Genomic DNA, 24,363 nt, shown 5'->3' with positions numbered 1-24,363 from the left:
GGCCGTGACCGGGTTCGAGGTGTGGGCGCCGCAGGCGGGGCTGGTGCGGGTCGAGGTGGACGGTGAGGTGTCTGCGATGGAGCCGGGGGACGGGGGCTGGTGGCGGGCGGATGTCGAGGCCGGGGTGGGGTCGCGGTATGGGTTTCTGCTCGACGACGATGCGGTGGTATTGCCGGATCCGCGGTCGCCGCGGCAGCCGGACGGGGTGCACGGCAGGTCTGCGGTCCATGCGCTGGATCAGCGGGGATGGACGGATGCGGCGTGGACCGGGCGGCAGCTGCCCGGCTCGGTGATCTACGAACTGCACGTGGGCACCTTCACTCCCGAGGGCACCTTCGACGCGGCGATCCGGCGCCTGGATCACCTGGTCGACCTCGGTGTCACGACGGTGGAGCTGATGCCCGTCAATGCCTTCAACGGCGTGTGGAACTGGGGATACGACGGGGTGCTCTGGTACGCCGTGCACGAACCCTACGGCGGCCCGGACGGGCTGCAGCGCTTCGTGAACGCCTGCCACGGCCGGGGGCTGGCCGTGGCGCTCGACGTTGTCTACAACCACCTCGGCCCGTCGGGAAACTATCTGCCCCGGTTCGGCCCGTATCTGAGCGAGGGCCGCAACAGCTGGGGGCAGAGCCTCAACCTGGACGGACCCGGGTCGGACGAGGTGCGTCGCTTCATCATCGACAACGCCCTGCGCTGGTTCCGCGACTTCCACATCGACGCACTGCGTTTGGATGCCGTCCACGCGCTCGACGACCGTCGCGCCATCCCGCTGCTGGAGGAGCTCGCGGTCGAAACCGAAAGCCTCTCCGCACATCTGGGCCGCCCCCTCACCCTCATCGCCGAAAGCGATCTCAACGACCCCCGCCTGATCACCCCGCGCGCCGCCGGTGGCTACGGCCTGCACGGCCAGTGGAACGACGACCTGCACCACGCCATTCACACCGCAGTATCCGGCGAAAGGCAGGGCTACTACGCCGATTTCGGGTCACTGCGCTGCCTCGCCGATACCTTGCGGCACGGATTCTTTCACGCCGCAACCTATTCCAGCTTCCGTGGCCGTATCCACGGGCGCCCCTTGGACACCCGGACCACTCCGGCCAGTTCCCTGCTCGCCTACACCTGCACCCACGACCAGATCGGCAACCGTGCCCTCGGCGACCGGCCCAGTGCCTACCTCACCGACGGGCAGCTGGCGATCAAGGCGGCCCTGGTGCTGCTGTCGCCGTACACGCCGATGCTGTTCATGGGCGAGGAGTGGGGCGCTCGCACCCCGTTCCAGTTCTTCACCTCCCATCCCGAACCCGACCTGGCCGCCGCCGTCGCGCAGGGCCGCAAGACCGAATTCGCCGACCACGGCTGGCCCGCCGCCGACATTCCCGACCCGCAGGATCCCGCCACCTTCGACCGCTCCACGCTCGACTGGGCCGAGCCGTCGAAACCCGCCCACGCCCGCCTGCTGCGGTGCTATCGAGACCTGCTCACTCTGCGCCGCACCCACGCGGACATCACCGACCCCCGTCTGGATCTTCTGCACATCGAATACGACGAGGGCCAGCGCTGGATCATCCTGCACCGCAACCGCATCCATCTGATCTGCAACCTGTCGGCCGTCCCGGTCACGGTCGCGCTGACCGGACGGCCGCTGCTGGCGTGGGATCCGGTCGACCGAACGGCGACGCACACCACGGTCCCGGGGCACGGCTTCGTCGTCCTCGACAGCGTTACCGAGCCGGGGGAACGCGCTTGGTCAACCAGTCGGTGATGTAGGTCAAAACTTCGGGGGCGATGGTGGTTTCGATCGCCGCATACTCCTCGAGCAGGCCGGTGCCCGCCGGTTGCATCAGATGGTTGAGGCCGTCGAAGACGTGGACGTCCGCGTCCGGATTCTCGGCGAGGGCCTGGCGGGCCAGTGGTTCGCTCTGCTCGGGCGGCACCTGAAGATCCTTGGCGCCGTAGAAGGCGAGCACGGGCATGCGCAGCGCCCGCAGCGCCGGGGCGGGGTCGTAGCCGAGGAATGCGGCGAAGTACGGCGAGGTGTAGAAGTCGATCGCCTCGGGCGACATCTGTTCATCCGTCGGCACCGACGCATTGTGCTGGAGCAGAAACTGCCGCACCTGTTCCGGATTGCCGCTGCGCGCCAATGTGGCCACCGTGCTGGCGAATTCGATCTGCTTGCGCTTCTTCTCCGGACTCGCCTGCTGCGCGGCCAGGATCTGCCAATTCTGCTCGACCAGCACATCCGAACCCGGTGCGGCCGGTCCGGCCATCATGATCACGAATGCCACGCCGCTGTCCGGGCGCGACGCCACCAGCGGTGCGATATACCCGCCTTCGCTGTGGCCGAGCAGCCCGATGCGGTTCCGATCGATATCGGCGCGGCTGCGCAGATAGTCCAGCCCGGCCGTGACATCGCCTGCCAGCTCCGTGTAGCTGGCGTGGGCCAGCTTGCCTCCGGTGCCGCCCACGCCGCGATCGTCGGTGCGCAGCACCGCGTATCCGGCCTTGGTGAGGGTGTCGGCCAGCAGCAGGAACGGCTTGTGGCCGAGCAGTTCCTCGTTGCGATCCTGGGGACCACTGCCGGTGATCAACACGACCGCGGGATACGGGCCGGGCGCGTCCGGCACTGTCAGCGTGCCCGCGACGGTGAGGGCGCCGCTGCGGTAGCTCACGTCCTCGGACCTGTACGGCCACGGTGGCTTCGGCTCCTGCGGGCGTGGCGGTGCGGGCACCTCTCCACGTTTCAGCGTCAGCGGCCAGTTGTGGCCGCCCTGGCTGAACGTTCCGGTGATGGTGTCGTTGCCGCGGTCGTAGGTGCCGTGGAAGTTGGCGGCGCCGGGCAGGCCGGGGACGGCGAATTGCACATCCTCCGGTTTCGTCGACAGCTGGGCCAGGGGTCTGTCGTAGATGCCCTGCTTCGGCACGGTGAAGGTGCCGCCGTCGGCGGTGAAGCTCAGCCCCAGCGGCAGTTCCTGATCCGGCAGCGGAAGGACGCCGGTCCAGTCGCCGACCAGCGAGTGGTCTGCCGGTGTCGTCGTCGGTGTCGCTTGCGGTGGCTCCGATTTCGCGCAGCCCGCGACCAGGGCGAGAAGAAATACCACGACGGCCACCGAACGCAACGATCCCATAACCCAGCGTATCCATCCGGTCGTCGCCGGGGCGGCGACTTCGCACCGACTCGGTGGTCGGATTCCGCTCCCTCCTTGCAGATCACGGCGTGTCGGAGCCGTGTGCGGGGACCGTCCGGCGGTGGCGAGATCACCGGCGACGCCGATGCCGATCACTGTTACGCGGAAATCACCGCTCGGACAACATCATTGCCGAATGCTATCGCCCGACCGTACCGTGGAGATGTGAGCAACGTCGCTTTCTCTTCTGATCGAGCCGATCTACCCGCCGACGTGGACGGGTACGCGGCCCCCGGGTTCGAACCGCTGGTGCGTGCGTTCGCCAGACTGGTCGGCAACCGCCCCGGCGCCGGTGGCGCCCTGTCGGTTCATCGGCACGGCGAACCGCTGGTCGAGATCTGGACCGGGCAGTCCTCGCCGACCCAGCCGTGGACGCGCGAGACCGGCAGCATCGTGTTTTCGGCGACGAAAGGCGTTGCGGCGACGGTCGTCCATCGCCTCGCCGATCGGGGGCTGGTCGACTACGACGCTCCGGTGGCCGACTATTGGCCGGACTTCGGCGTCAACGGTAAAGAGACAATCACGGTGCGGCAGTTGCTCACCCACCGTGCGGGCCTGTCCGCGCTGCCGCCGATCGCCGCGGGCCTGGAGGAAGTGCTCGACCACGAGTTGATGGAGCAGCGGCTGGCCGCGGCGAAACCCGATCGGCTGCTGGGGCGTCCGACCTATCACGCGCTGACCTTCGGATGGTTGCTGGCCGGGCTGGCCCGCGCCGTCACCGGTCGCGGGATGGGTGAGCTGATCCGCACCGAGGTGTGCGAACCGCTCGGCATCGACGGCATTCATCTCGGCCGCCCGGCCGCGGGCGCGTCCACGACCGTCGCCACTCTGGCGGGGTCGCGGTTGGCGCTGGCCGGATCGGCCGCGGGTGCCCTGTTCCTCGGCCGTGCCTACGGCATTCCCGGTGCCGCCGGTGCCGCGACCCGTGCGCTGTTCCTGCCCGGGCTCGAGGCGCTGCTCGAGGGTGACGAGCCGCCGATCCTGGACACCGAGCTGGCCGCCGGCAACGGTGTCTGCACCGCCGACGGTCTGGCGAGGATGTACGGCGCGCTGGCCTGCGGCGGAATGGTGAACGGCCGCCCCTACCTGTCGGCCCGCACCATCAAGGCCCTGCGGCGCGTGGAGTGCTACCAACTCGACCACGCCCTGTTCTACGTGCCGATGATGTGGCACCTGGGCTACCACTCCCTGCCGGTCCCCGGGGCCCGCGCCGGTTTCGGCCACATCGGCCTGGGCGGTTCCTTCGGCTGGGCCGAACCCCGCCTGGGCCTCTCGGTCGGCTACGTCCACAACCGCCTCACCCTGAACAAGTTCGCCTGGGACCAACTGGCTTCCGCCTGGGTGCTCCCCCTGGTAGTCCGCAGCTCCCGAGCCGCCCGCCGCTCCGCCCCCATCGCCCGACCCCGCGCCGCCTAACTACCGCCGTCTCCTGTCAGGTGAGGTAGCGGTAGGCGGGCGAGTCCGGGTCGAGGCGTTCGCACTGGATGGGGGAGTCGTGCATGCGCTTGATGAGGGGTTCCAGGCCGTCGGGGCTACCCAGTTCGATGCCGACCAGCGCGGCGCCGGTTTCGCGGTTGTTGCGCTTGACGTACTCGAACAGGGTGATGTCGTCCTCGGGCCCCAGCACCTCGTCCAGGAAGCGGCGCAGCGCGCCCGGTTCCTGCGGGAAATCCACCAGGAAGTAGTGCTTGAGCCCCTGATGCACCAGCGAGCGTTCGATGACCTCGCCGTAGCGGGACACATCGTTGTTGCCGCCCGACAGCAGGCACACCACCGTCGAATCCGGCGCCACCTGGACCGCGGCCAGCCCGGCCACCGCCAGCGCACCGGCGGGTTCGGCGATGACGCCCTCGTTCTGATACAGCTCCAGCATGGCCGTGCAGATCGCACCCTCGTCGACCTGCATCATGCGGAAAGAGCCTGCGCCCCTGGGTGATTCGGTGGCCGTCAGCAACGGCAGCGAGGCATGCGAGATCACCTGTCCGCCGAATCCGGCGACCGTCGCGTACGGCAGGTCCCCGACCCGGCGGACCGCGGCCCCGTCGACGAACGGATCGATCTCCGGCAGCGTCACCGGCCCCCCGGCCACCAGCGCCGCCGTCATCGACGCGGCACCCGACGGCTCCACACCGAGAATCGCCGTCGCGGGCGACCGTTCCCGCAGATACGTCCCGATTCCGGCCAGGCAGCCGCCGCCACCGACCGGCACGATCACCAGATCCGGGGCGCCGCCCAGCTGTTCGAGGATTTCGGCGGCGATGGTGCCCTGCCCGGCGGCGGTGCGCGGATCGTCGAACGGCGGCACCATCGTGGCACCGGTCTGGGAGACATCCCCGGCGGCCGCCGCGGCCGCGGCGTCATAGGTGTCGCCCACGGCGATCAACTGCACGAATTCGCCGCCGTGGGCGCGGATGCGGTCACGCTTCTGCCGCGGCGTCGTCGTCGGCACGTAGATGCGGCCCTTGATCTTCATCGCCCGGCACGCGAATGCGACGCCCTGCGCGTGATTTCCGGCGCTGGCCGTCACCACGCCCGCCGCCCGCTCGGCGGCGGTCAGCTGCACGATCAGGTTGTAGGCGCCCCGCAGCTTGTAGGAGCGCACCGCCGTCAGATCCTCGCGCTTGAGGTAGACGTTCGCACCGGACCGGGCCGACAACCGCTCGACTCGCTGCAGCGGGGTCGGCTCGATAATGTCCGAAATTCGCTTGGCGGCAGCATCGATCTCGTCCGCGCTCAGTTCGGGCAACGGACCGGACACCTTTTCTGCGACATCAAGCGGGTTGGACACCCGAACATGCTATCCGGGAGCCGTTCGACGGCTGCTTTCCACTCGGCGAGTTCGGCGGTCCTGCGGCCCGTGTCGCCGCCGCGGCATCGGTGCATTCCCCGCTGACGGCGGTGCCCGGCCCACTGGAAGCCGGGCACCGGCATCGGATTACTGCGGTGTCAGCACGAAGACCGGGATCTGGCGGTCGGTCTTCTTCTGATATTCGGCATAGTCGGGCCAGGCCGCCACGGCCCGCTCCCACCACTGCGCCTTCTCTTCGCCGAAGACTTCGCGCGCGGTGTAGTCCTTCACCACCGCGCCGTCGCGCAGCTCGACATGTGGATCGGCCTTGATGTTGTAGTACCAGACCGGGTGCTTCGGCGCCCCGCCGAGCGAGGCCACCACGGCGTACTCGCCGTTGTGCTCCACCCGCATCAGCGCGGTCTTGCGGAGTTTGCCGGTCTTCGCGCCGCGCGTGGTGAGCAGAATGATCGGCTTGCCCTTGATGGTGTTGGCCTCCGCGCCGTTGGAGGCCTCGTACTGCTCGGCCTGTTCGCGGGCCCAATCCGAGGTGCTGGGTTCGTACTCTCCGGTGAGTGGCATGCTTCTGACAATAACCCGCGTGCGCCGCATATTCCCTCAGGGGGCAAATGTTCGCCTTGCCGAACTTGGCGATCCGAGTACCCTGACACCATGGCAGCGGTCGACCCCACCCCGCCGCCGGCGAGCGTCGATATCGCCGGAACGGCGTGGCCCGTGTACAAGCTCGAGGCACTGGGCCTCGCGCTGCTGACCTGCCTGGTTCTGCTTCTGGTCACCGGATCGCCTCAGGTGGCCGTGCTCACCGCCGCCGCGGTGGCCACATTTCGCTGGGTACTTGCCGTCGCCCGCCGGCAGTGGTACCTGTTACGTTGAAAAACGCCTAGGTCTGCGCGAATCGTAGTGTCGGCCGGTTTTTCTGCGTTTTGCTCGACGTACTGCGAGGCGAATCATGTCCGACAGCGCGCATGCCCTGTCCTTCCACGAGAACACCGACGCCCGGCGCCTGGACGAACAGGTATGGCTGCTTGATGTGCAGGACCGGGTGCCGGGCATCGCGCACCTGCGGGAATGGACCAGGTCAGCGCTTGCCCTGCGTCCCGGTGAGCGGGTTCTCGACGTCGGCAGCGGCACCGGTTCCGAGGTGCTGGCACTGGCCGAGCAGGTCGGGCCGACGGGCGAAGCGGTCGGGGTGGAACCCAATCCGGGCATGGTCGCCCTCGCCCGCGACCGCGCCGCCCGCACTCCCGCGACGCGTTTCGTCACCGGTTCGGCGTATCGGCTGCCGTTCCCCGATGCCTGTTTCGATGCGATCCGCTGCGAGCGTGTGTACCAGCATCTCGAGGATCCCCGGGGCGCGACGGCGGAAATCGTGCGAGTCCTGCGGCCCGGCGGGCGGGTCGTGTTGGTGGACACCGATTGGCCCACCGTGATCGTGCATCCCGGCGACCCGATGGTGTTGCGCGCCTTGCACGACTTCATGCTGGCCGGAATCCCGAACCCCGCGGCCGGACGGCGCCTGCGCGGTCACCTCGCCGCCGCCGGTTGCGTCGTCGACCGGGTCGTCGCCGAGGCGGGGGTGTGGGACCCCGACCAGTTCTGGCCCCCCTATGTCGAGCTGAGCCGCCGCGCGGTCGCCGCCGGGGTGATCAGCGCGGCACAGCGCGAGCGGTTCCTCGCCGATCTGGACCGCGGTATCGCCGCCGACGACTTCCACGTGGCGGTGACGCTGGCGGCGGTGCTGGCGCACAAGTCGTAAAGCATTGGGCTCGAGGGCGCTTCGGCGGGCGCTAACCTGGCTCCGGGGCACACCGGAAGGCGGGATGTGACAGACAGGGCACGGATGACCGATGTCGCCGCACTGGCTGGGGTCTCGCATCAGACCGTGTCGCGAGTGCTCAACGGCAGCCCGCAGGTGCGGCCGGAGACGCGCGAGCGGGTGCTGCGGGCCGTGGCGGAGCTGGACTACCGGCCCAACGCGATGGCGCGCGGACTGGTCAGCCGACGGTCGAAGGTGCTCGGGGTGATCACCTTCGACACCATTCTCTACGGTCCGGCCTGCATGCTGCTGGGGATCGAAAGGGCCGCGCGCGCAGCGGATTACGGGGTGAGCATCGTGACGCTCGACCGGGGCGGCGTGCTGGCGGCGGTGAACCGGCTCGCCGATCAGGGCGTGGACGGGGTGATCGTGATCGCGCCGCAACAGGACACCGCCACCGCCCTGCAGAGCCTGACCACACCGCTGGCGGCGGTGGTGGTGGAGGCGGGCCAGGGCGTGGGTCTGCCGTCGGCCTCGGTGGATCAGTTCGAAGGCACGCGGCTGGTGGTGCGGCACCTGCTGGATCTGGGCCACCGGACGGTGTGGCACGTCGCCGGCCCCGACGGCTGGCTGGAGGCGCGCGACAGGGTGGAGGGATGGCGGCGCACGCTCCGTGCGGCGGCGGCGCCGGTGCCGCCGCCGCTGCGCGGCGATTGGAGTGCGCGCTCGGGATACGAGGCCGGGCTGGCTCTGTCCGAACGACAGGACGTGACCGCGGTGTTCGCGGCCAACGATCAGATGGCGCTCGGGCTGCTGCGGGCGTTCGCGGAGCGCGGCATCCGGGTGCCCGAACAGGTGTCGGTGGTCGGCTTCGACGACATTCCCGAGGCCGCGTATCTGTCGCCGCCGCTGACCACCGTGCGCCAGGACTTCGACGAGGTCGGGCGGCGCTGTATGCGACTGCTGCTGCACATGCTCGAGTCCGGTGCCGCGGTGCCGGAACCGCCGCCGGTGGTGCCGACGCTAATGGTGCGGGAAAGTGCGGCCGCACCGCGGTGAACCGCGTGTCCGTCCCGTGGGAAATAGCCGTCTGCTACTAAAGTTTGCGTTCATGACGTCCGCCGCGTGGAAGGTCTGTCTGTTCGCCCTCACTCTCGCGCTGGCATGCACGCCGACCGCGCAGGCAGAGGTCGAGATGATGTCCCCGCACGAGAAGACCTTCGCCTCGAGCTTCGGCAGTTTCACGGTGGGCAGCCAGCACGAGGCCATCAACCGGATTCCGCCGCTCAATCTGATGGGCACGTCGCGCGAGGCGCTGATCAGCGGCATCTCCTACGGGCGGATCAACGGTCCCGCCATCGGGGTGTTGAAGACCGGCTATCACGTCGGGTGCGCGGTCTCCATCGGCGGGACGACCCTGGGCCTGAACCCTCAGGTCAGCGTCACCACCCCCGGCACACAGAACGGATTGCCGCAGGCCCAGGTGCAGGCGCAGCCGCTGCTGACGGTGAGCCTGGCCGCCGGGGAGGTGAAGGAGGTTCCGCTCGGCCAGAAGGAGATGGCGCCGGGCCGGACCGTGCAGATCGTGATGCGCGACTTCCACCTCACCGTCAACCAGTGCACCGGCCCGGTCACCCTGCGCCAATTCGCCTACGTCTACGCCAAATCCGCCGATGTCGACGACAGCGGAGCCGTCTTCGGCGATCCCACCTGGCTGTAGTCGACCGATCAGAGGGTCAGGCAGCCGGGCCCCAGCAGTGCTTTCAGATCACCCATCAGCGCCGATGACGGCGATACCCGCAGGGTGTCGTCGAGCTTCAGCAGCGTCGTCTTCTCGCGCGCGCCGACGTGGCGGACGTGGACGTCGGCCGTGCCCGGGTGGCTGCGCAGCACGCGCTTGAGGGCGTTCACCTTGTCGGGGGTGCACAGCCGGGTCGGAATGGTCACCGCCAGCGGCTTCTCGACGCCGATGGCCGACAGGTCGGGCACCACCAGATCGTTGGCGATCAGCGAGATGCGGTCGTCGCGCACCGACACCCGTGCCTTCACGAGCACGATGGCGTCCTCGACCACGTCCATGCCGTACACCGAGAACGCCTGCGGGAAGAACAGCACCTCGATGCCACCGGACAGGTCCTCCAATTGGGCGGAGGCCCAGGGCATCCCGTTCTTGTTGACGCGCCGGGTCACCGACGCCAGGATGCCGCCGACGGTGACCTGCGACCCGTCCTTGAGGTCCCCTTCGAGAATGGTGGGGATCTGGGTGTCGGACTGCGCGGCGAGCACGTGGGAGACGCCGTCGAGCGGATGCCCGGAAATGTAGAGGCCCAGCATCTCCCGCTCGAGTGCGAGCTTGTGTTTGGTGTCCCATTCCTCGTCGGGCACCTTGACGTTGAACACCGAGGCGACCGATTCGTCGGTGTCGTCCAGGCCGCCGAACAGGTCGAACTGACCGATCGCCTCGGCCTTCTTGGTGGCCATCACCGCGTCGATGGCATCGGAGTGCACCAGCATCAGACCCTTGCGCGGATGTCCGAGCGAGTCGAACGCACCGGCCTTGATCAGTGATTCGGTGACCTTCTTGGTGCAGGCGATGGTGTCGATCTTGTTGAGGTAGTCCGAGAAATCGGTGAACTTCGACTTCTCCTTGCGCGCATGAATGATCGAGGCCACCACGTTGGCGCCGACATTGCGCACCGCCCCCAGGCCGAAGCGGATGTCGTTGCCGACCGATGCGAAGTTGTGCTCGGACTCGTTGACATCGGGCGGCAGCACCTGAATGCCGAGGCGACGGCAATCGGCCAGATAGACCGCGGCCTTGTCCTTGTCGTCGCCGACGGAGGTGAGCAGTGCCGCCATGTATTCGGCCTTGTAGTTGGCCTTGAGGTAGGCGGTCCAGAACGACACCAGGCCGTAGCCGGCGGCGTGCGATTTGTTGAACGCGTATCCGGCGAACGGCAGAATCGTGTCCCACAGCGCCTTGATGGCGGGCTTGGAGAAGCCGTTCTCCTGCATGCCCTTTTCGAAGCCCTCGAATTCCGCCTCGAGGACCTCGGCCTTCTTCTTACCCATCGCGCGGCGCAGAATGTCTGCTCGACCGAGCGAATACCCGGCCACCTTCTGCGCGATCTGCATGATCTGCTCCTGGTACACGATCAAACCGAACGTGTCGGCCAGGATGTCCTTCAGCGGTTCTTCCAGCTCCGGATGGATGGGCTTGACTTCTTGGCGCCCATTCTTGCGGTCGGCGTAGTCGTTGTGGGCGTTCATGCCCATCGGGCCGGGGCGATACAGCGCGAGCACCGCGACGATGTCCTCGAAGCCGGTGGGCTGCATGCGGCGCAGCAGGTCCCGCATGGCGCCGCCGTCGAGCTGGAACACGCCCAGAGTGTCGCCGCGCGAGAGCAGTTCGTAGGTCGCGGGATCGTCCAGCGGCAGGTTGTCCATATCGAGGTCGATGCCGCGGTTGGCCTTGATGTTGTCCAGGGCGTCACCGATCACGGTGAGGTTGCGCAGGCCCAGGAAGTCCATCTTCAGCAGGCCGATGGCCTCACAGGACGGGTAGTCCCAGCCGGTGATGATCGCCCCGTCCTGGGCCCTCTTCCAGAGCGGGATGGCGTCCATCAGCGGTTCGGAGGACATGATCACCGCGCAGGCGTGCACACCCGCGTTACGGATCAGGCCCTCGAGGCCGCGGGCGGTCTCGTAGATCTTGGCGACGTCCGGGTTGGTGTTGATCAGCTCCCGGACCTCGGCGGCCTCCTTGTACCGCTCGTGTTCGGGATCCATGATTCCCGACAGCGGAATGTCCTTGGCCATGATCGGCGGCGGCAGCGCCTTGGAGATCTGGTCGGCGATCGCGAAGCCCGGCTGGCCGAACTGCACGCGCGCCGAATCCTTCAGCGCGGCTTTGGTTTTAATGGTGCCGAAGGTGATCACCTGGGCGACCCGGTCGCTGCCCCACTTCTCGGTGGCGTAGCGGACCATTTCGCCGCGGCGGCGATCGTCGAAGTCGATATCGATATCGGGCATCGACACGCGTTCGGGATTGAGGAATCGCTCGAACAGCAGGCCGTGCGGGATCGGGTCGATATTCGTGATGCCCATGGCGTAGGCGACCAGTGAACCGGCCGCCGAACCACGGCCCGGGCCGACATTGATGCCGACCTCGCGGGCGTGGTTGATCAGGTCGCCGACCACCAGGAAGTAGGCCGGGAAGCCCATTTCGATGATGACGTTGAGCTCGTAGTCGGCGCGGCGGGCGTACTCGTCGGGCACGCCGCCCGGGAACCGGCGCTCCAGGCCGCGGAAGACCTCCTTGCGCAGCCAGGTCGCCTGGGTCTCGCCCTCGGGGACCGGGAAGATCGGCATCCGGTCGCGGTGGGTCCACACCTCGTCGTAGGACTGCACCCGCTCGCCGATGAGCACCGTGTTGTCGCAGGCGCCCGGGACTTCCGCGTCCCAGATGGCGCGCATCTCCGCGGCGGATTTGAGGTAGTAGCCGCTGCCGTCGAATTTGAAGCGGGTGGGATCCGACAGCGTCTTACCGGTCTGCACGCACAGCAGCGCCTCGTGGTTCTTGGCGTCGGATTCGTAGACGTAGTGGCAGTCGTTGGTGGCCAGCGGCGGGATGCCGAGCTTGCGGCCGACCTCGAGCAGGCCCTCGCGGACGCGGCGCTCGATGGACAGGCCGTGGTCCATGATCTCGAGGAAGAAGTTCTGTTTGCCGAAGATCTCCTGCCACTTGGCCGCCGCCTCCAGCGCCTCGCGCTCGTGGCCCAGCCGCAGCCGCGTCTGCACCTCGCCCGAGGGACAGCCGGTGGTGGCGATGATGCCCTCGGCGTGCTGGGCGATGATCTCGGCGTCCATACGCGACCACTTGCCGAGCTGGCCCTCGATGGAGGCCAGCGACGACAGCCTGAACAGGTTCTTCAGGCCCGTCGCGTTCTCGGCGACCATCGTCATGTGGGTGTAGGCACCCGAGCCCGAGACGTCGTCGCTCTTCTGGCTCGGATCGCCCCACAGCACGCGCTTGGTGTTGAACCGGGATTCGGGGGCGATGTAGGCCTCGATGCCGATGATCGGCTTGATGCCCTGCTTCTTGGCGGAGTTGTAGAACTCCGACGCACCGAACATGTTTCCGTGGTCGGTCATGCCGACCGCGCTCATCCCCAGCCGCTCGGCCTCCTTGAACAGGGGCGTGATCTTCGCCGCACCATCGAGCATGGAGTACTCGGTGTGGTTGTGGAGATGGACGAAAGATCCCGACGAGGCTGACACGCCATCGGATTCTAGAGGCACCCACCGACGAGAACGGCCCGCCACGCTGGCGACCCGCCGAACCGCCGCATGGTATAGCTCACGCCCCTGGTCACCCCGGCACCAAGATCGGCGTGTCGCACCTCAGCGTGTCGGCCGCCGCAAGCCGCGAGCACCCCATTCCTCGGAACCACCACCGCCACAATGACTTCCGCTGCGCACCCCTTCTCGTCCCGCTGCGCCTTCTGGCTCACCTCCCTGCGGCCCGTTCCCCTGCGCGGCCCGTTCCCCTGCGTGGCCCGCCTTCGTTCCCCTGCGCGGCCCGCCCTCGTTCCCTGCGTGGCCGTCCCTCGTTTCCTTGCGTGGCCGTCCCTCGGTTTCCCCGCGCCGCGGCCCCCTAGGGTCGCGGCGCAGGGATCCACCTCACGCCTGCAGGGTCACAGCAGCCACGGATTGGTGGTGCAGACCGAATTCGGGTGCGCCACCGGGTCCAGGGCGTGCAGGGCGATGGACACGGCTCTGGGGGAGTAGAGCATCGAGTTGTGGTCGGAGGTGTCGATCGGGCAGCCGTCCTGCAGGGTGACGTTGTCGACCGTGGCGCCCGGTCCCGCGGTGAGGAAAGTGCGGGTATCGGGAGTGGAGACCTCGTCCAGGTCGTCGGCGACGATGGTGTAGTCGACGCCGGGAACGGTGTCGCCGCCGGCATTGAGTTTCGTCAGGACGGGTGAACCGATCAATTGCTGGATTCCCGCATGACCGATCAGATCCTCGGTCGGCTGGGTGATATCGGTTCCCGTGCGTGCCTTGATGATTCCGAGCAGATTACCCAGTCCGCTCATTGTGGTGCCGTGATTGGTGGCGCCGAAGGTGATGAGGTGTTTCACCTTGTTGCGGGACGGGTCGGCGGGGTCGGCGCCACCGTCGAATTTCAGATACTGCCGGGCGACCACACCGCCCTGGGAATGGCCGATCATATCCACTCGGTCGGCACCCGTGGCGGCCAGGACGCGATCGACGAAGGCGGCCAACTGTTTCCCAGAATCCTCGATGGAGCCGGTGGCCCCGATGGTCGGCTGGACCAGACCTTTGCCGGGGGAGTCGGCGCGGCCGTAATTGAAGGTGAATACGCAGTATCCGGCCTTGGCCAGCTGCGGTGACATGTAGGAATAGGCGCCGAAGGCGCTGGCCCAGGTGCCGTGCACGAGCACGACCGGGCGGGGGTGGGCCGCATCCGGCTTACACGCCCAGTTGTTGGAGCCCTGGGGTGCGACATCGGGATTGGCCAGCCCGTACACGAAGGCGACCGCTTCGTCGGTGAATATCGGCCCGTAGCCGACGGTATCGGAGGAATGGGAGCCGGAATCGGCAAGGGCGGTGCCGGTGACCGGACCGAGGGCGATCATTGCGGCCATTGCGGCGATCGCCGCGGTCCGGGGCATGCGGCGAAGAACTCTCATGGTGTTGCCTTTGGAATTTCGTGCGCGAAGCACATGTCTCGAATAACAACTGGTCGGCCGTCCAGCTGTGAAGAGATTAGCGCCCAGATGGAAATAATGTTGCTGTGAGTGTGCTCACGAGTGTGTTGTAGCTTGGATTAACGCCAAATACGCATATGAATCTGCAGACTGAAAGCTGAGTGGCCGTACAGTCCCCCGGTCGCGTATTCGGTGTTCACCCAATGAATCTCGGCGATGCAGCGGCACGTCGCGGATTTCGTGCGATCTCGGAGAGGCCATGTTCGACAGTGGGAGTCATGCCTGTTGTGCATGGGTTGTCGGGTGGTTCACAGCCGTTGCACCGCAGCGACCCGTCGGCCGCAGACCCCTATCGGTCGCTGTGCGCGTGATCACGACTGTCGGCCCCACTGGTAGCGTGAGCGATGCGTCACAACGACATGACCATCACCAACCACTTGGGGGTAATGATGCGTTCAGTTCGATCCGTGAGTGCCCTGTCCGCCGCTGCCGCCGTCTCCACCGCGGCCGTAATCGCCACCGCCGCACCGGCTTCCGCCGACCCGAACGGCGGCAAGTTCACCACCGTCTACTCCTTGGCGAACGGCCCCTGTGTCGCCATCGTCGACACCTCGGTCAACGGCAATGCCTATCCGGGCGCGGCGGCCTTCACCGTCGGCGCGAATCTGCTGGGCGTCGGCCCATGCTCACTCCCCATCACACTGAACTGGCGCAATCTCGACAACGGCCAGGCGGGCAGCTTCACCCAAATCGCCAACGGCCCCGGCTTCTGGGGCAACAGCGGCCCCGGCGCCATCTTCAACCCCGGCTACGGCAATTTCGCCGCCACCGTCTCCGTCGCCGCCCCCCACATCCCCGAATCCGGCGAACTCCGCTTCACCGTCCAGCCCTACCAGGGCTAGTCACCGGCATCGAACGGCCACCCGGCATCACACCCGGGTGGCCGGGGTCCCGCCGAACCTTGGTCCAGTCGTCTCGGAACGCTTGGCATCAGGGCACTCTCATCGACCCTTGCACCCACCACTCGGGGGATATCGAACTCTGCGTCGCGGGCCCTGAACTCGGCCGCGCCGAGATCTTCCGGCCGCAGCGCAGACGCTGAGAGGGCGTGCTGTCGGTGGCGACCGCCATCGCCGCCGCCACCCTCGGCTCCAGTGATGGCCTCCGTCGCCTTCGACGCCGGCATTATCAATGCCCCGTTCTTCACCACCCTGGTCCTGACCGCGGTACTCACGTCCCAGGCCTGCGGCATCTGGCTCGATCACGTCCTGCGCAAAGGGTGGCCCCTATTGTCGGGGGCAGACCTGCGCCGCCGCGGCATCGAACCGGAACCCGAGCATTCACCTCAGCGGACGCCGTAAGGGCGCGAGGATCACGATGCCGGTTCGTTCGTGAGAAAACCGTGAGCACGGCGAAACCGATCGGGCGAGACTATTAACGCCTGCGTACCGGCGTCCCGATATTCGGGTAGTTGGCTACGCGCGATCCCGGAGATACGGGGCGGGAGGATCTGCTCATGAAACGTCTGGTGGTGTGCTGTGACGGCACCTGGGGTTCCGAATCCAATCCCACGGTGTCGAATATCGTCAAAATCGCGGAATCGGTCCGGCTGAACACCACTCTGCGCACCGGGAAGCCGGTGGAGCAGCGAGTGTTCTACGCCGATGGGCCCGGCTCCCAGGGCTATCTGGCGGACAAACTGCTCGGTGGGGCGTTCGGGCTGGGGCTGGATGCGAACCTGTCCACGATGTACTGGCAGCTGGCGCTGAACTGGGAACCCGGCGACGAGATCTTCATCTTCGGCTTCAGCCGCGGCGCCTACACCGCGCGCAGCCTCGCGGGCATGATCAACCGCCTCGGGCTGCTGACCGCCGACGCGATGATCGCCAAGCAGTACCCGCGGGCGCTGAAGATCTACCGGCAGCGCAAGCGGCATCCCGACGATCCGGATCCGTGCGAGTGGGTGCAGTTCCGTGAGCAGCACTCCCATTACCCGGTGCCGATCAAGTTCATCGGGGTGTTCGACACCGTCGGCGCGCTGGGCATGCCGGTGGTGACCTCATGGCGCCACCGCTTCCACGACGTGCGGCTGTCACCGATCGTGCACTGCGCCCGCCAGGCGCTGGCCATCAACGAGCGCCGCCGCGCCTTCGCGCCCTGCCTGTGGGAGATCACCGACGAGGCCGGTGTCCAGGAGCAGCGGCCCGATCGGGTCAAGCAGGTGTGGTTCAAGGGAGTGCACACCGACATCGGCGGCGGCTATCCCGACAGCCGCCTGTCCGATATCACCCTGCGGTGGATGGTCGGCGAGGCCGAGCAGCAGGGGTTGCAGTTCGATCGGGAACGGCTGGAGCGGCTCATCGCCTTCGGCCCGACCTTCGACAACTCGGTGACCCCGCACAATTCACTGACCCCGCTGTACCGGATCCTGAATCTGATCGGGACCGTGTGCCGTCCGTTCAACCGGCGGTTCTACCCGGGTTCATGGCGGCGCCTGGGCGATCCGGAGGCGCATCGGGTGGCGCTGGCCTCCACCGCCGAGCCCTGCGCCGAATACCGTCCGCCGAATGTGGAGCGGTGGCAGCGCGAAGTGGGCCAGCCGCTTCCGGTGGAGAAGATCGAGACCAGCCCCATCACCGAGATGGCGCGGGAGGTATCCGAGCCCGCGGTGGTCTGACTCAGTTGGTTCGCACGGTCAAGCCCGGATTGGCCTGCAGCACCGGGTTGATCGGCTGACCGACGAGCAGGGCCAGGAAGCCGCAGCCGTCCTCGGGTGCGGTGGGGTCCATGGCGACAGCGCTGTTGACGCCGACGGCCTTCGTACCGGCGAAGATCGGCCCGCCGCTGTCGCCGTGCTGGCCGCACACATTGGCGGCGAACATGTGCTCCAGGTGCGCGGGCTTCGGGTCCTCGGGCCGCTGCCGGACATCGAGGGTCAGGTCGGTCTCGATGACCATGCCGCAGGTGTAACCGGTCCGCAGTCCGGCCTTGCAGACGGTGGCGCCGACCACCGGGTCCATCGTCCCGTCGATGCGGATGGCGGCGGGCAGGGGGCCCAGCAGTCCCTCACTGCTGCTGGTGGGTGGACGGATACCGCTGCCCGACCCCGAGCCGCTGGTCAACGGGCCGGGCACCGTGATCCGACGGGTGGTCACCATGTTGTTCCGGAAACGGTGCGCCTGCGAGTCGGCGATGCGGATGACCGCGTAGTCGTGCGGCCCGAGATTGGACTTCTCGAAGGAGCCGAGGGGGTCGCCACGCCGCTTGTCCTTCGCGTCGAACGACGTTTCGAACACCTGGCGGGGTTCCGTCGGCTTCTCGCCCGGGGGCAACAGATTGTCGGGATTGCAGTGTCCTGCAGTGAGATTCACCGCGTTGCCCGCAGCGTCGGTGCCGTTGAAACCGAATGAACACTTGCCCGTCCGGCCGTTGAAGTCGAAGGCGTAGGGCTGGCCTCCGAAGACGGCCTCACCGGAGAGGCTGTCGGGCGTCGACCGACTGATGGGCGAACCGCTGAACGGCCCCGTGGTCGGTGCGATCGCCGCGATCGAGCGGACGGGCCCCGCTTCGCTGGGGAACTGCACGTCCTTGGTCACCCGGACGGTGACGGTGTTGTGCACCACGTCGACGGCGTAACCGATCACGGACTCGGCCAGTGTCGCGGGCTGGCGCGACAGCCAGCGTTGGAACGCAATTCGCCGCTCGCGCAGCGCCGCCTCGCTCTGGGCGACGGTTTCGACGATGAAGCCGGCCTGCTCGGCCGACTTGCGGGCGACGGAGCTGCTGGTCCCGTTCGTCAGCGAGACGATGGGCCGGTCGCCGTCCATGCGGACACCGGCGAAGACGGTCGGGTGCGCCACTCGGGCGATGCGGGCGAAGTCGGCCAACCGCTGCGCGTTCCGGGTGCGCTCGAGGTACTGCTGCGCGCCGATCTTCAGATCGCGCTGCAGCGCCTCGACCAGCTCCGGGGGCAGTGGCACATCCTGGGGCTGCGGAGTCGCCGACGCCGGGCACGCCATCGACCCGACCACGGTGGCCACCACACAGCAGCCCAGCGCCACCCGGCGCGCACGGATACCGAACTCCATCGAGCTGCCTCCTGCCGAACGCGACGATGGTGCGGCTTGCAGCGCCTGATGCTATGTCACATCAGTCACAAAATGGACCAGGTGGTTTTCCGCGTGTCGCGCCCGGCGTGTCACCTCACGAGCAGGGCCACGGGCAGGCGGGTGAACATCTTCTCCAGCCTGACTCGATCGCTGAATGTCTGGCCGGTGAGGCGGTCGGTCCAGATGCCCTGGGGGAGGTTCAGCGTGGTGTCGCCCCAGCCGGTGTCGTTCAGGGCGACGCTGTGGCGGGTGGCGGCCACGATCACCTGCGGTGGCTCGCCGAGGCGGCCGCGGGCGTAGGCGACCAGATGCCCGGCCTGCTCGCCGGTGGCGAACAGCGGAAGGTAGCTGCCGCCGACGAAGCAATCGGGGCGTTCGCGGCGCAGCCACAGCGCATAGGCCACCACCCACATCTTGGCCGCGCCCGAGGAATCCAATTCCGGTGTGCCGGTCAGCGTTTGCAGCATCGCCAGCCGCTGCCCGAAGTCGACCGGACGGCGGTTGTCCGGATCGACCAGCGAGTCCTCCCACAGCTCGCAGCCCTGGTAGAGATCGGGGATGCCGGGCCCGCACAGCTGCAACAGCTTCTGCGCCAGCGCATCCGACCAGGCGTGCGGGGACAGCTGGGCCACCAGCTCGGCGAGTTCCGCGCCGACCGGGCCGTCGATCACCGCGTCGATCCAGCCGTGCAGCTCCGCCTCGAAGTCGAGATCGGGCTCCTCCCAGGAGGATTTGGTGCCCGCCTCGCGAACGGCCTTCTCCGCGAACAGATGCAGCCGCTCCCGCAGCCCGGGCACCGCGGCGGCGGGTCGCCCGTCGGCGGGCCAGACGCCGAACATGTTCTGCAACAGGAACAGTGAGGTCGCGCCGTCGGGTGGGGGAGTGATGTCGTTCCACGCCGTCACCGCCTGCGACCAGGTGTCGGCCAGCTGCGACAGCACCCCGATCCGGGCGCGCACATCCTCACCGCGCTTGGTGTCGTGGGTGGACAGCGTGGTCATCGAGGCGGGCCAGCGATGCGCGCGTTCGGCGTTGGCGAGATGGAATTCCAGCAGCGAGCGCCCGAATCGGCCCGGATCGCCGCCCACCTCCTGCAGCGACACCAGCCGGGCCGCCTGATAGAACATGGTGTCCTCGACGGCCTTGGCGGTCACCGCACCGCACACCTGCTGGAATTGCACCGCCGCCTCGCCGCCGACCCCCAGCGCGCTCACCAGCACCGACAGCGGTGCTGCCAGCTCCCCGTTGCGCCGCTCGACCTCGGCCACCACCGCGGCGAGCATCCCGGCCAGCGGCGCGTAGTCGGTCCGATAGACCGGGACGAACGACAGCACCTCGATGGTGGCGTTGGTCAGGGCCATCGTGTCGAAGTCGTCGGCATTCGCGTCGCGCTTGATCGCCGCGACCAGCCTGCGCACCTCGGGCACCAGCAGTTTCTCGGCCACCGCGCGCTTGATGCGATGCTCGTTGTCGGCGAACCACTCCCGGTCGCTGCCGTGCCCGCACACCTCGCGCGACAGGTCGGTGAGCGTGGCCTCCCCGCTCGGATCGATGAGAACGCCGCCGAGGACGTTCAGCGCCTCGTAACCGGTGGTGCCGTCGATCGGCAGCGTGGCATCCAGCGGTTCGCGATCGGAGAGGATCTTCTCCACCAGCAGCAGCCGCTTCGGCCCGAGGATGCGGCGCAGTTTCGCCAGGTAGGCGGCCGGCTGGGCCAGCCCGTCGGGATGGTCCACCCGCACCCCGTCGATGAGGTCGTGCTCACACCAGGCGATGAGTTCCCGATGGGTGAGCTCGAACACCGCCGGATCCTCCTGCCGGATCGCGGCCAGGCTCGACACCGCGAAGAAGCGCCGGTAGGTGCAGATCCCGGCCTTCCAGCTGACCAGCCGGTAGTGCTGCTTGTCGTGGATGCGCAGCGCATTCTCGCCGTCGGTGCCGGGGGCGATGGGAAACCGCAGGTCGTGCAGGGCGAGCATGGGCTCGGGCCCGCTGCGGTCGACGGTCAGCGCGGCCGGGTCGTTCTCGCTCTGCAGCACCGGCAGCGCCAGCCGCCCGCCCGCCCCGTTGCCCGGACTCCAGTCGATATCGAACAAGTGCGCGAACTGGGACTGCTTGCCGTTGCGCAGCACATCCCACCACCACGGGTTCTGCCGCGGATCGGCCACGCCCACGTGGTTGGGCACCAGATCGACGATCAGCCCCATGCCGCGGCTGCGCAGCTCGTCCGACAGCGCCTTGAGCCCGGCCGGTCCGCCCAGTGCCGCCGAGACCGTGGTCGGATCGGTGACGTCGTAGCCGTGCGTCGAGCCGTGCGCGGCGGTCATGATCGGCGACAGGTACAGGTGCGAGATGCCCAACTGCTGCAGGTACTCCGCGATCGTGCGGGCGTCGGCGAAGGTCAGCGCGTCGGGCCGCAGCTGTAACCGGTAGGTACTGCGGACCGACGTCTGCCGGCCGATGGGGCTGGTGAGCTGGTCGGGCAACGGGTTGTCTGTCATCTCGTATCGATCATGTACGGCGGAGGACGAGCAGGCAGCGCGCGGGTACCTCGACCGTGGCCGCGGCGAGGTAGTCGGCCTCGGTCTCCCCGGTGGGTGTCGAGCAGTCCAGCGCCACCGACCACCGGTCGCCGAAGTCGGCGCCCGGGAGGGTGAAGCCGATCGGTGCGTCGTGGGCATTGAAGCACAGCAGGAACGAGTCGTCTGTGATGCGTTCCCCACGCGGGCCCGGCTCCCCGATGGCGTCGCCGTTGAGGAATACCGCCAGGGAGCGGCCGAACCCGGAGTCCCAGTCGGCGGCGGTCATCTCCTCGCCGGACGGGGTGAGCCAGGCGATGTCGCCGGGACGGTCGTGGCCGGAGTCGGGGCGCCCGTCGAAGAAGCGCCGCCGACGGAACACCGGGTGGTCGGTGCGCAGGGCAATCGCATTGCGGGTGAACTCCAGCAGGTCGGCATTCTTCTGCGCCAGCGTCCAATCCATCCACGACAGCGGTGAATCCTGGCAGTAGGCGTTGTTGTTGCCGTTCTGGGTGCGCCCCATCTCGTCGCCGTGCAACAGCATGGGGGTGCCCTGCGACAGCGCCAGCGTGGCGATCATGTTGCGGCTCTGGCGTTCCCGCAGCGCCAGCACCTCCGGATCGTCGGTGGGCCCCTCGACGCCGCAGTTCCAGGAGCGGTTGTGGCTTTCGCCGTCGCGGTTGTCCTCGCCGTTGGCCTCGTTGTGTTTCTCGTTGTAGGACACCAGATCCCGCAGCGTGAACCCGTCGTGGGCGGTGACGAAGTTGATGCTGGCGCTGGGGCGGCGCCCGGTGGCCTCGTACAGATCCGACGAGCCGGTCAGCCGGGAGGCGAACTCGCCCAGGGTCGACGGCTCGCCGCGCCAGTAGTCGCGCACGGTGTCGCGGTATTTGCCGTTCCATTCGGTCCACAGGCCGGGGAAGTTGCCGACCTGATAGCCACCCTCGCCGACGTCCCACGGTTCGGCGATCAGCTTCACCTGACTCACCACCGGGTCCTGCTGCACCAGATCGAAGAAGGTGGAAAGCCGGTCCACATCGTGCAATTCGCGAGCCAGGGTGGCGGCCAGGTCGAAACGGAAGCCGTCGACGTGCATGTCCAGGATCCAGTACCGCAGCGAATCCATGATCAGCTGCAGGGTGTGCGGGTGGCGCACGTTGAGGCTGTTGCCGGTGCCGGTGTAGTCCATGTAGTGCGCGGGATCGTCCTCCATCAGCCGGTAGTAGGCGGCGTTGTCGATGCCGCGCAGGCAGATGGTCGGGCCCAGATGGTTGCCCTCGCCGGTGTGGTTGTAGACCACGTCGAGGATCACCTCGATGCCCTCGGCGTGCAGGGCGCGCACCATGGCCTTGAATTCGGTGACCGCGGCGCCGGGGCGCCGATCCGAGGCGTATTCGTGGTGCGGGGCCAGATATCCGAAACTGTTGTAGCCCCAGTAGTTTCGCAGCCCCCGGTCCAGCAGCATCCGGTCGTGGACGAACTGGTGCACCGGCATCAGCTCGATCGCGGTGACGCCCAATGCTTTCAGGTGTTCGATGATCGCCGGGTGTGCAATGCCCGCGTAGGTGCCGCGCTGTTCCTCCGGGACCAGCGGATGGGTCATCGTCATGCCCTTCACGTGGGCCTCGTAGATGACGGTCTCGTGGTAGGGGCGTTTGGGGGCGCGGTCGTCGGCCCAGTCGAAGAACGGGTTGATCACCACGCCGGTCATGGTGTGGCCCAGCGAATCCAGGCCGTAGGTGTGCAGCGAGGGATCGTTGTCGAAATCGCCCGCGAAGGCCTTACCGTACGGGTCGAGCAGCAGTTTGCTTGCGTCGCAGCGTAAACCGCGCTCGGGGATGTAGGGCCCGTGCATCCGGAAGCCGTAGTGCTGGCCGGGGGCGATGGTCGGCACGTAGGCGTGCCAGACGTAGCCGTCGACCTCCTCCAGCGGTATCCGCGTCTCGGCCCCCGCGTCGTCGATCAGGCACAGCTCCACCCGCTCGGCGACCTCGGAGAAGACGGAGAAGTTCGTGCCCGCCCCGTCGTAGGTGGCCCCGAGCGGATAGGCGGTACCGGGCCAGACGCCGAGCGGCGCCGCATCACCGGTTGCGTCGGGCTGAACCATGCCACCGACACTAACCGCCACCTCCGACGAACCGGTGCGGGTGGGGCGAGAGTGCCGGTCCTACGTGAATATGGGATCGGTTCGGTACGGGCGTGCAATTCGCGACCTCACACCAGCGACCGCCGCCACGTCTGCCCGACGAGATCCTTGCCGAAACTGTGGTGTGGCTCGGATTCGATCAACTCGAAGCCCGCGCGTTCGTAGATGCGCCGCGCCGCGGTGAGGACGTCGTTGGTCCACAGGACCATGCTGCGGTATCCGGCATCGGTGGCGAAGCGCAGGCATTCGCCGACCAGGGCGCTACCGACCCCGAGGCCGCGGGCCGACGGTTCGACCAGCAGCAGGCGCAGCCGGGCGGTGGTGTCGTCCTCGCGGACGCAGAACACGCTGCCGATCGGTTCGCCGTCGCGTTCGGCGATCCACGCCCGTTCGGTGTGTGGCTCCCGGGTTTCCAGGTAGTCGGCGACGATGCGGGCGACCAGCGCCTCGTAGCTGATGTCCCAGCCGTATTCGGCGGCGTAGAGGGCCGCGTGGCTCTGCACGACCCAGCCGTAGTCGCCGGGACGGGGGTCGCGGATGGTGAATTCGGCCGCGGCGCGGCCGTCGAGGATGCGTTCGATGGTGTGCATGGCGTTGACGAGGCGATGGCGGGCGGTCGGGGGATGACCGCCGAGCAGGGTGGCGACGGCGCGGCTGGACCGGCCGTCGAGGTCGGTGAATACGCCGCGGCCCAGGTCGGTCAGCTGCACCAGTTGCCGCCGCCCGTCGTGTTCGGACCGCTGCCGCAGTACCAGTCCGGCCTCCTCGAAGCGGGACAGGATGCGGCTGAGGTAGCCCGGATCCAGATCGAGATTCTGGCGCAGGGTGACCACCTCGAGGGGGCCGAAGTGGGCCAGCTCGAACAGAATTCGTGCCTCGGTGAGGGAGAAGTCGCTGTCGACGAGGTGTTCCTGCAGAACTCCGATCAGGCGCGTGTAGCGGCGATTGAATTCGCGTACCGCGGCCACATGCTCGGCGTCGACGTCGGGGTCGGTGACGGCGGTCATGTCGGCTCCAATCCTTTGACTAAGTCAAAGGTTACCGCGGGATTCCCGATCGCGGAGCGGTTTCGAGGGGTGAAGTGGTAACTTGAACGGCGTTC

Annotated in this window: 18 protein-coding genes; 9 read left to right on the top strand and 9 right to left on the bottom strand. The window is 67.8% G+C overall.

Going from position 1 to position 24,363, the window contains the following annotated elements; genetic code table 11:
• Positions 1-4: 4 nt before the first annotated feature.
• On the top strand, positions 5-1,765 hold the full coding sequence (treZ, locus tag IU452_RS16480; protein WP_195109943.1) for a malto-oligosyltrehalose trehalohydrolase: 1,761 nt from the start codon (positions 5-7) through the stop codon (positions 1,763-1,765).
• On the opposite strand, the gene IU452_RS16475 is transcribed toward treZ, so the two are convergent.
• Positions 1,725-3,128, bottom strand: a complete 1,404-nt coding sequence (locus IU452_RS16475) for an alpha/beta hydrolase family protein (RefSeq protein ID WP_195109942.1) — start codon at positions 3,126-3,128, stop codon at positions 1,725-1,727. The two genes, treZ and IU452_RS16475, sit on opposite strands and share 41 nt — an antisense overlap.
• Before the next feature lie 225 nt (positions 3,129-3,353).
• Between IU452_RS16475 and IU452_RS16470 the strand changes: the two genes are divergently transcribed.
• Positions 3,354-4,604, top strand: a complete 1,251-nt coding sequence (locus tag IU452_RS16470) for a serine hydrolase domain-containing protein (protein WP_195109941.1) — start codon at positions 3,354-3,356, stop codon at positions 4,602-4,604.
• Positions 4,605-4,620: 16 nt separating this feature from the next.
• On the opposite strand, the gene ilvA is transcribed toward IU452_RS16470, so the two are convergent.
• Both ilvA and IU452_RS16460 read right to left on the bottom strand, forming a co-directional pair.
• On the bottom strand, positions 4,621-5,976 hold the full coding sequence (gene ilvA / locus IU452_RS16465) for a threonine ammonia-lyase IlvA (protein WP_195109940.1): 1,356 nt from the start codon (positions 5,974-5,976) through the stop codon (positions 4,621-4,623).
• 147 nt (positions 5,977-6,123) lie between these two features.
• Entirely contained in the window at positions 6,124-6,558 is a 435-nt protein-coding gene (locus IU452_RS16460; RefSeq protein ID WP_195109939.1) for a nitroreductase family deazaflavin-dependent oxidoreductase, read from the bottom strand.
• Between the two features lie 90 nt (positions 6,559-6,648).
• Between IU452_RS16460 and IU452_RS16455 the strand changes: the two genes are divergently transcribed.
• From IU452_RS16455 to IU452_RS16440, 4 genes are all read left to right on the top strand, one after another.
• Positions 6,649-6,870: a hypothetical protein gene (locus tag IU452_RS16455; RefSeq protein ID WP_195109938.1), complete on the top strand. Its 222-nt coding sequence runs from the start codon at positions 6,649-6,651 to the stop codon at positions 6,868-6,870.
• Positions 6,871-6,946: 76 nt separating this feature from the next.
• On the top strand, positions 6,947-7,753 hold the full coding sequence (locus IU452_RS16450) for a methyltransferase domain-containing protein (protein WP_195109937.1): 807 nt from the start codon (positions 6,947-6,949) through the stop codon (positions 7,751-7,753).
• Positions 7,754-7,819: 66 nt separating this feature from the next.
• Positions 7,820-8,812, top strand: a complete 993-nt coding sequence (locus IU452_RS16445) for a LacI family DNA-binding transcriptional regulator (protein ID WP_324192659.1) — start codon at positions 7,820-7,822, stop codon at positions 8,810-8,812.
• Positions 8,813-8,864: 52 nt separating this feature from the next.
• The gene (locus IU452_RS16440) at positions 8,865-9,473 is read left to right on the top strand and encodes an MspA family porin (protein WP_195109936.1); all 609 of its coding nucleotides are present in this window, start codon (positions 8,865-8,867) and stop codon (positions 9,471-9,473) included.
• An 8-nt stretch (positions 9,474-9,481) separates the two neighbouring features.
• Here the strand turns inward: IU452_RS16440 and dnaE are convergent, their stop codons facing one another.
• Together dnaE and IU452_RS16430 are read right to left on the bottom strand one after the other, a co-directional pair.
• A complete protein-coding gene (gene dnaE, locus IU452_RS16435; RefSeq protein ID WP_195109935.1) occupies positions 9,482-13,033 on the bottom strand; it encodes a DNA polymerase III subunit alpha in 3,552 nt (1,183 codons plus the stop codon).
• Positions 13,034-13,449: 416 nt separating this feature from the next.
• The gene (locus IU452_RS16430) at positions 13,450-14,469 is read right to left on the bottom strand and encodes an esterase/lipase family protein (protein WP_195109934.1); all 1,020 of its coding nucleotides are present in this window, start codon (positions 14,467-14,469) and stop codon (positions 13,450-13,452) included.
• Between the two features lie 485 nt (positions 14,470-14,954).
• Here IU452_RS16430 and IU452_RS16425 point away from each other — a divergent pair, with 485 nt between their 5' ends.
• The 3 genes from IU452_RS16425 to IU452_RS16415 all read left to right on the top strand — a co-directional run bounded on the left by IU452_RS16425 (position 14,955) and on the right by IU452_RS16415 (position 17,164).
• On the top strand, positions 14,955-15,389 hold the full coding sequence (locus IU452_RS16425; RefSeq protein ID WP_324192658.1) for a hypothetical protein: 435 nt from the start codon (positions 14,955-14,957) through the stop codon (positions 15,387-15,389).
• Positions 15,390-15,644: 255 nt separating this feature from the next.
• Complete coding sequence (locus IU452_RS16420; RefSeq protein WP_228817940.1) at positions 15,645-15,848, top strand: hypothetical protein; 204 nt, start codon at positions 15,645-15,647, stop codon at positions 15,846-15,848.
• Positions 15,849-16,003: 155 nt separating this feature from the next.
• Entirely contained in the window at positions 16,004-17,164 is a 1,161-nt protein-coding gene (locus IU452_RS16415; protein ID WP_195109932.1) for a DUF2235 domain-containing protein, read from the top strand.
• A gap of 1 nt (position 17,165) precedes the next feature.
• Here IU452_RS16415 and IU452_RS16410 read toward each other — a convergent pair whose 3' ends face one another.
• From IU452_RS16410 to IU452_RS16395, 4 genes are all read right to left on the bottom strand, one after another.
• Positions 17,166-18,575 carry a S1 family peptidase gene (locus IU452_RS16410; protein ID WP_195109931.1) on the bottom strand — a complete coding sequence of 470 codons (1,410 nt, stop codon included), beginning with the start codon at positions 18,573-18,575 and terminating at the stop codon, positions 17,166-17,168.
• 110 nt (positions 18,576-18,685) lie between these two features.
• Complete coding sequence (gene treY / locus IU452_RS16405) at positions 18,686-21,097, bottom strand: malto-oligosyltrehalose synthase (protein WP_195109930.1); 2,412 nt, start codon at positions 21,095-21,097, stop codon at positions 18,686-18,688.
• Between the two features lie 10 nt (positions 21,098-21,107).
• Complete coding sequence (gene glgX / locus IU452_RS16400; RefSeq protein ID WP_195109929.1) at positions 21,108-23,222, bottom strand: glycogen debranching protein GlgX; 2,115 nt, start codon at positions 23,220-23,222, stop codon at positions 21,108-21,110.
• 107 nt (positions 23,223-23,329) lie between these two features.
• Entirely contained in the window at positions 23,330-24,268 is a 939-nt protein-coding gene (locus IU452_RS16395) for a bifunctional helix-turn-helix transcriptional regulator/GNAT family N-acetyltransferase (protein ID WP_195109928.1), read from the bottom strand.
• Positions 24,269-24,363: the final 95 nt, after the last annotated feature.

Origin of the sequence: Nocardia transvalensis, from assembly GCF_015477765.1 — a bacterium.
Classification (GTDB): Bacteria; Actinomycetota; Actinomycetes; order Mycobacteriales; family Mycobacteriaceae; genus Nocardia; species Nocardia transvalensis_A.
This window is presented reverse-complemented; position numbering and strand designations above follow the sequence as displayed.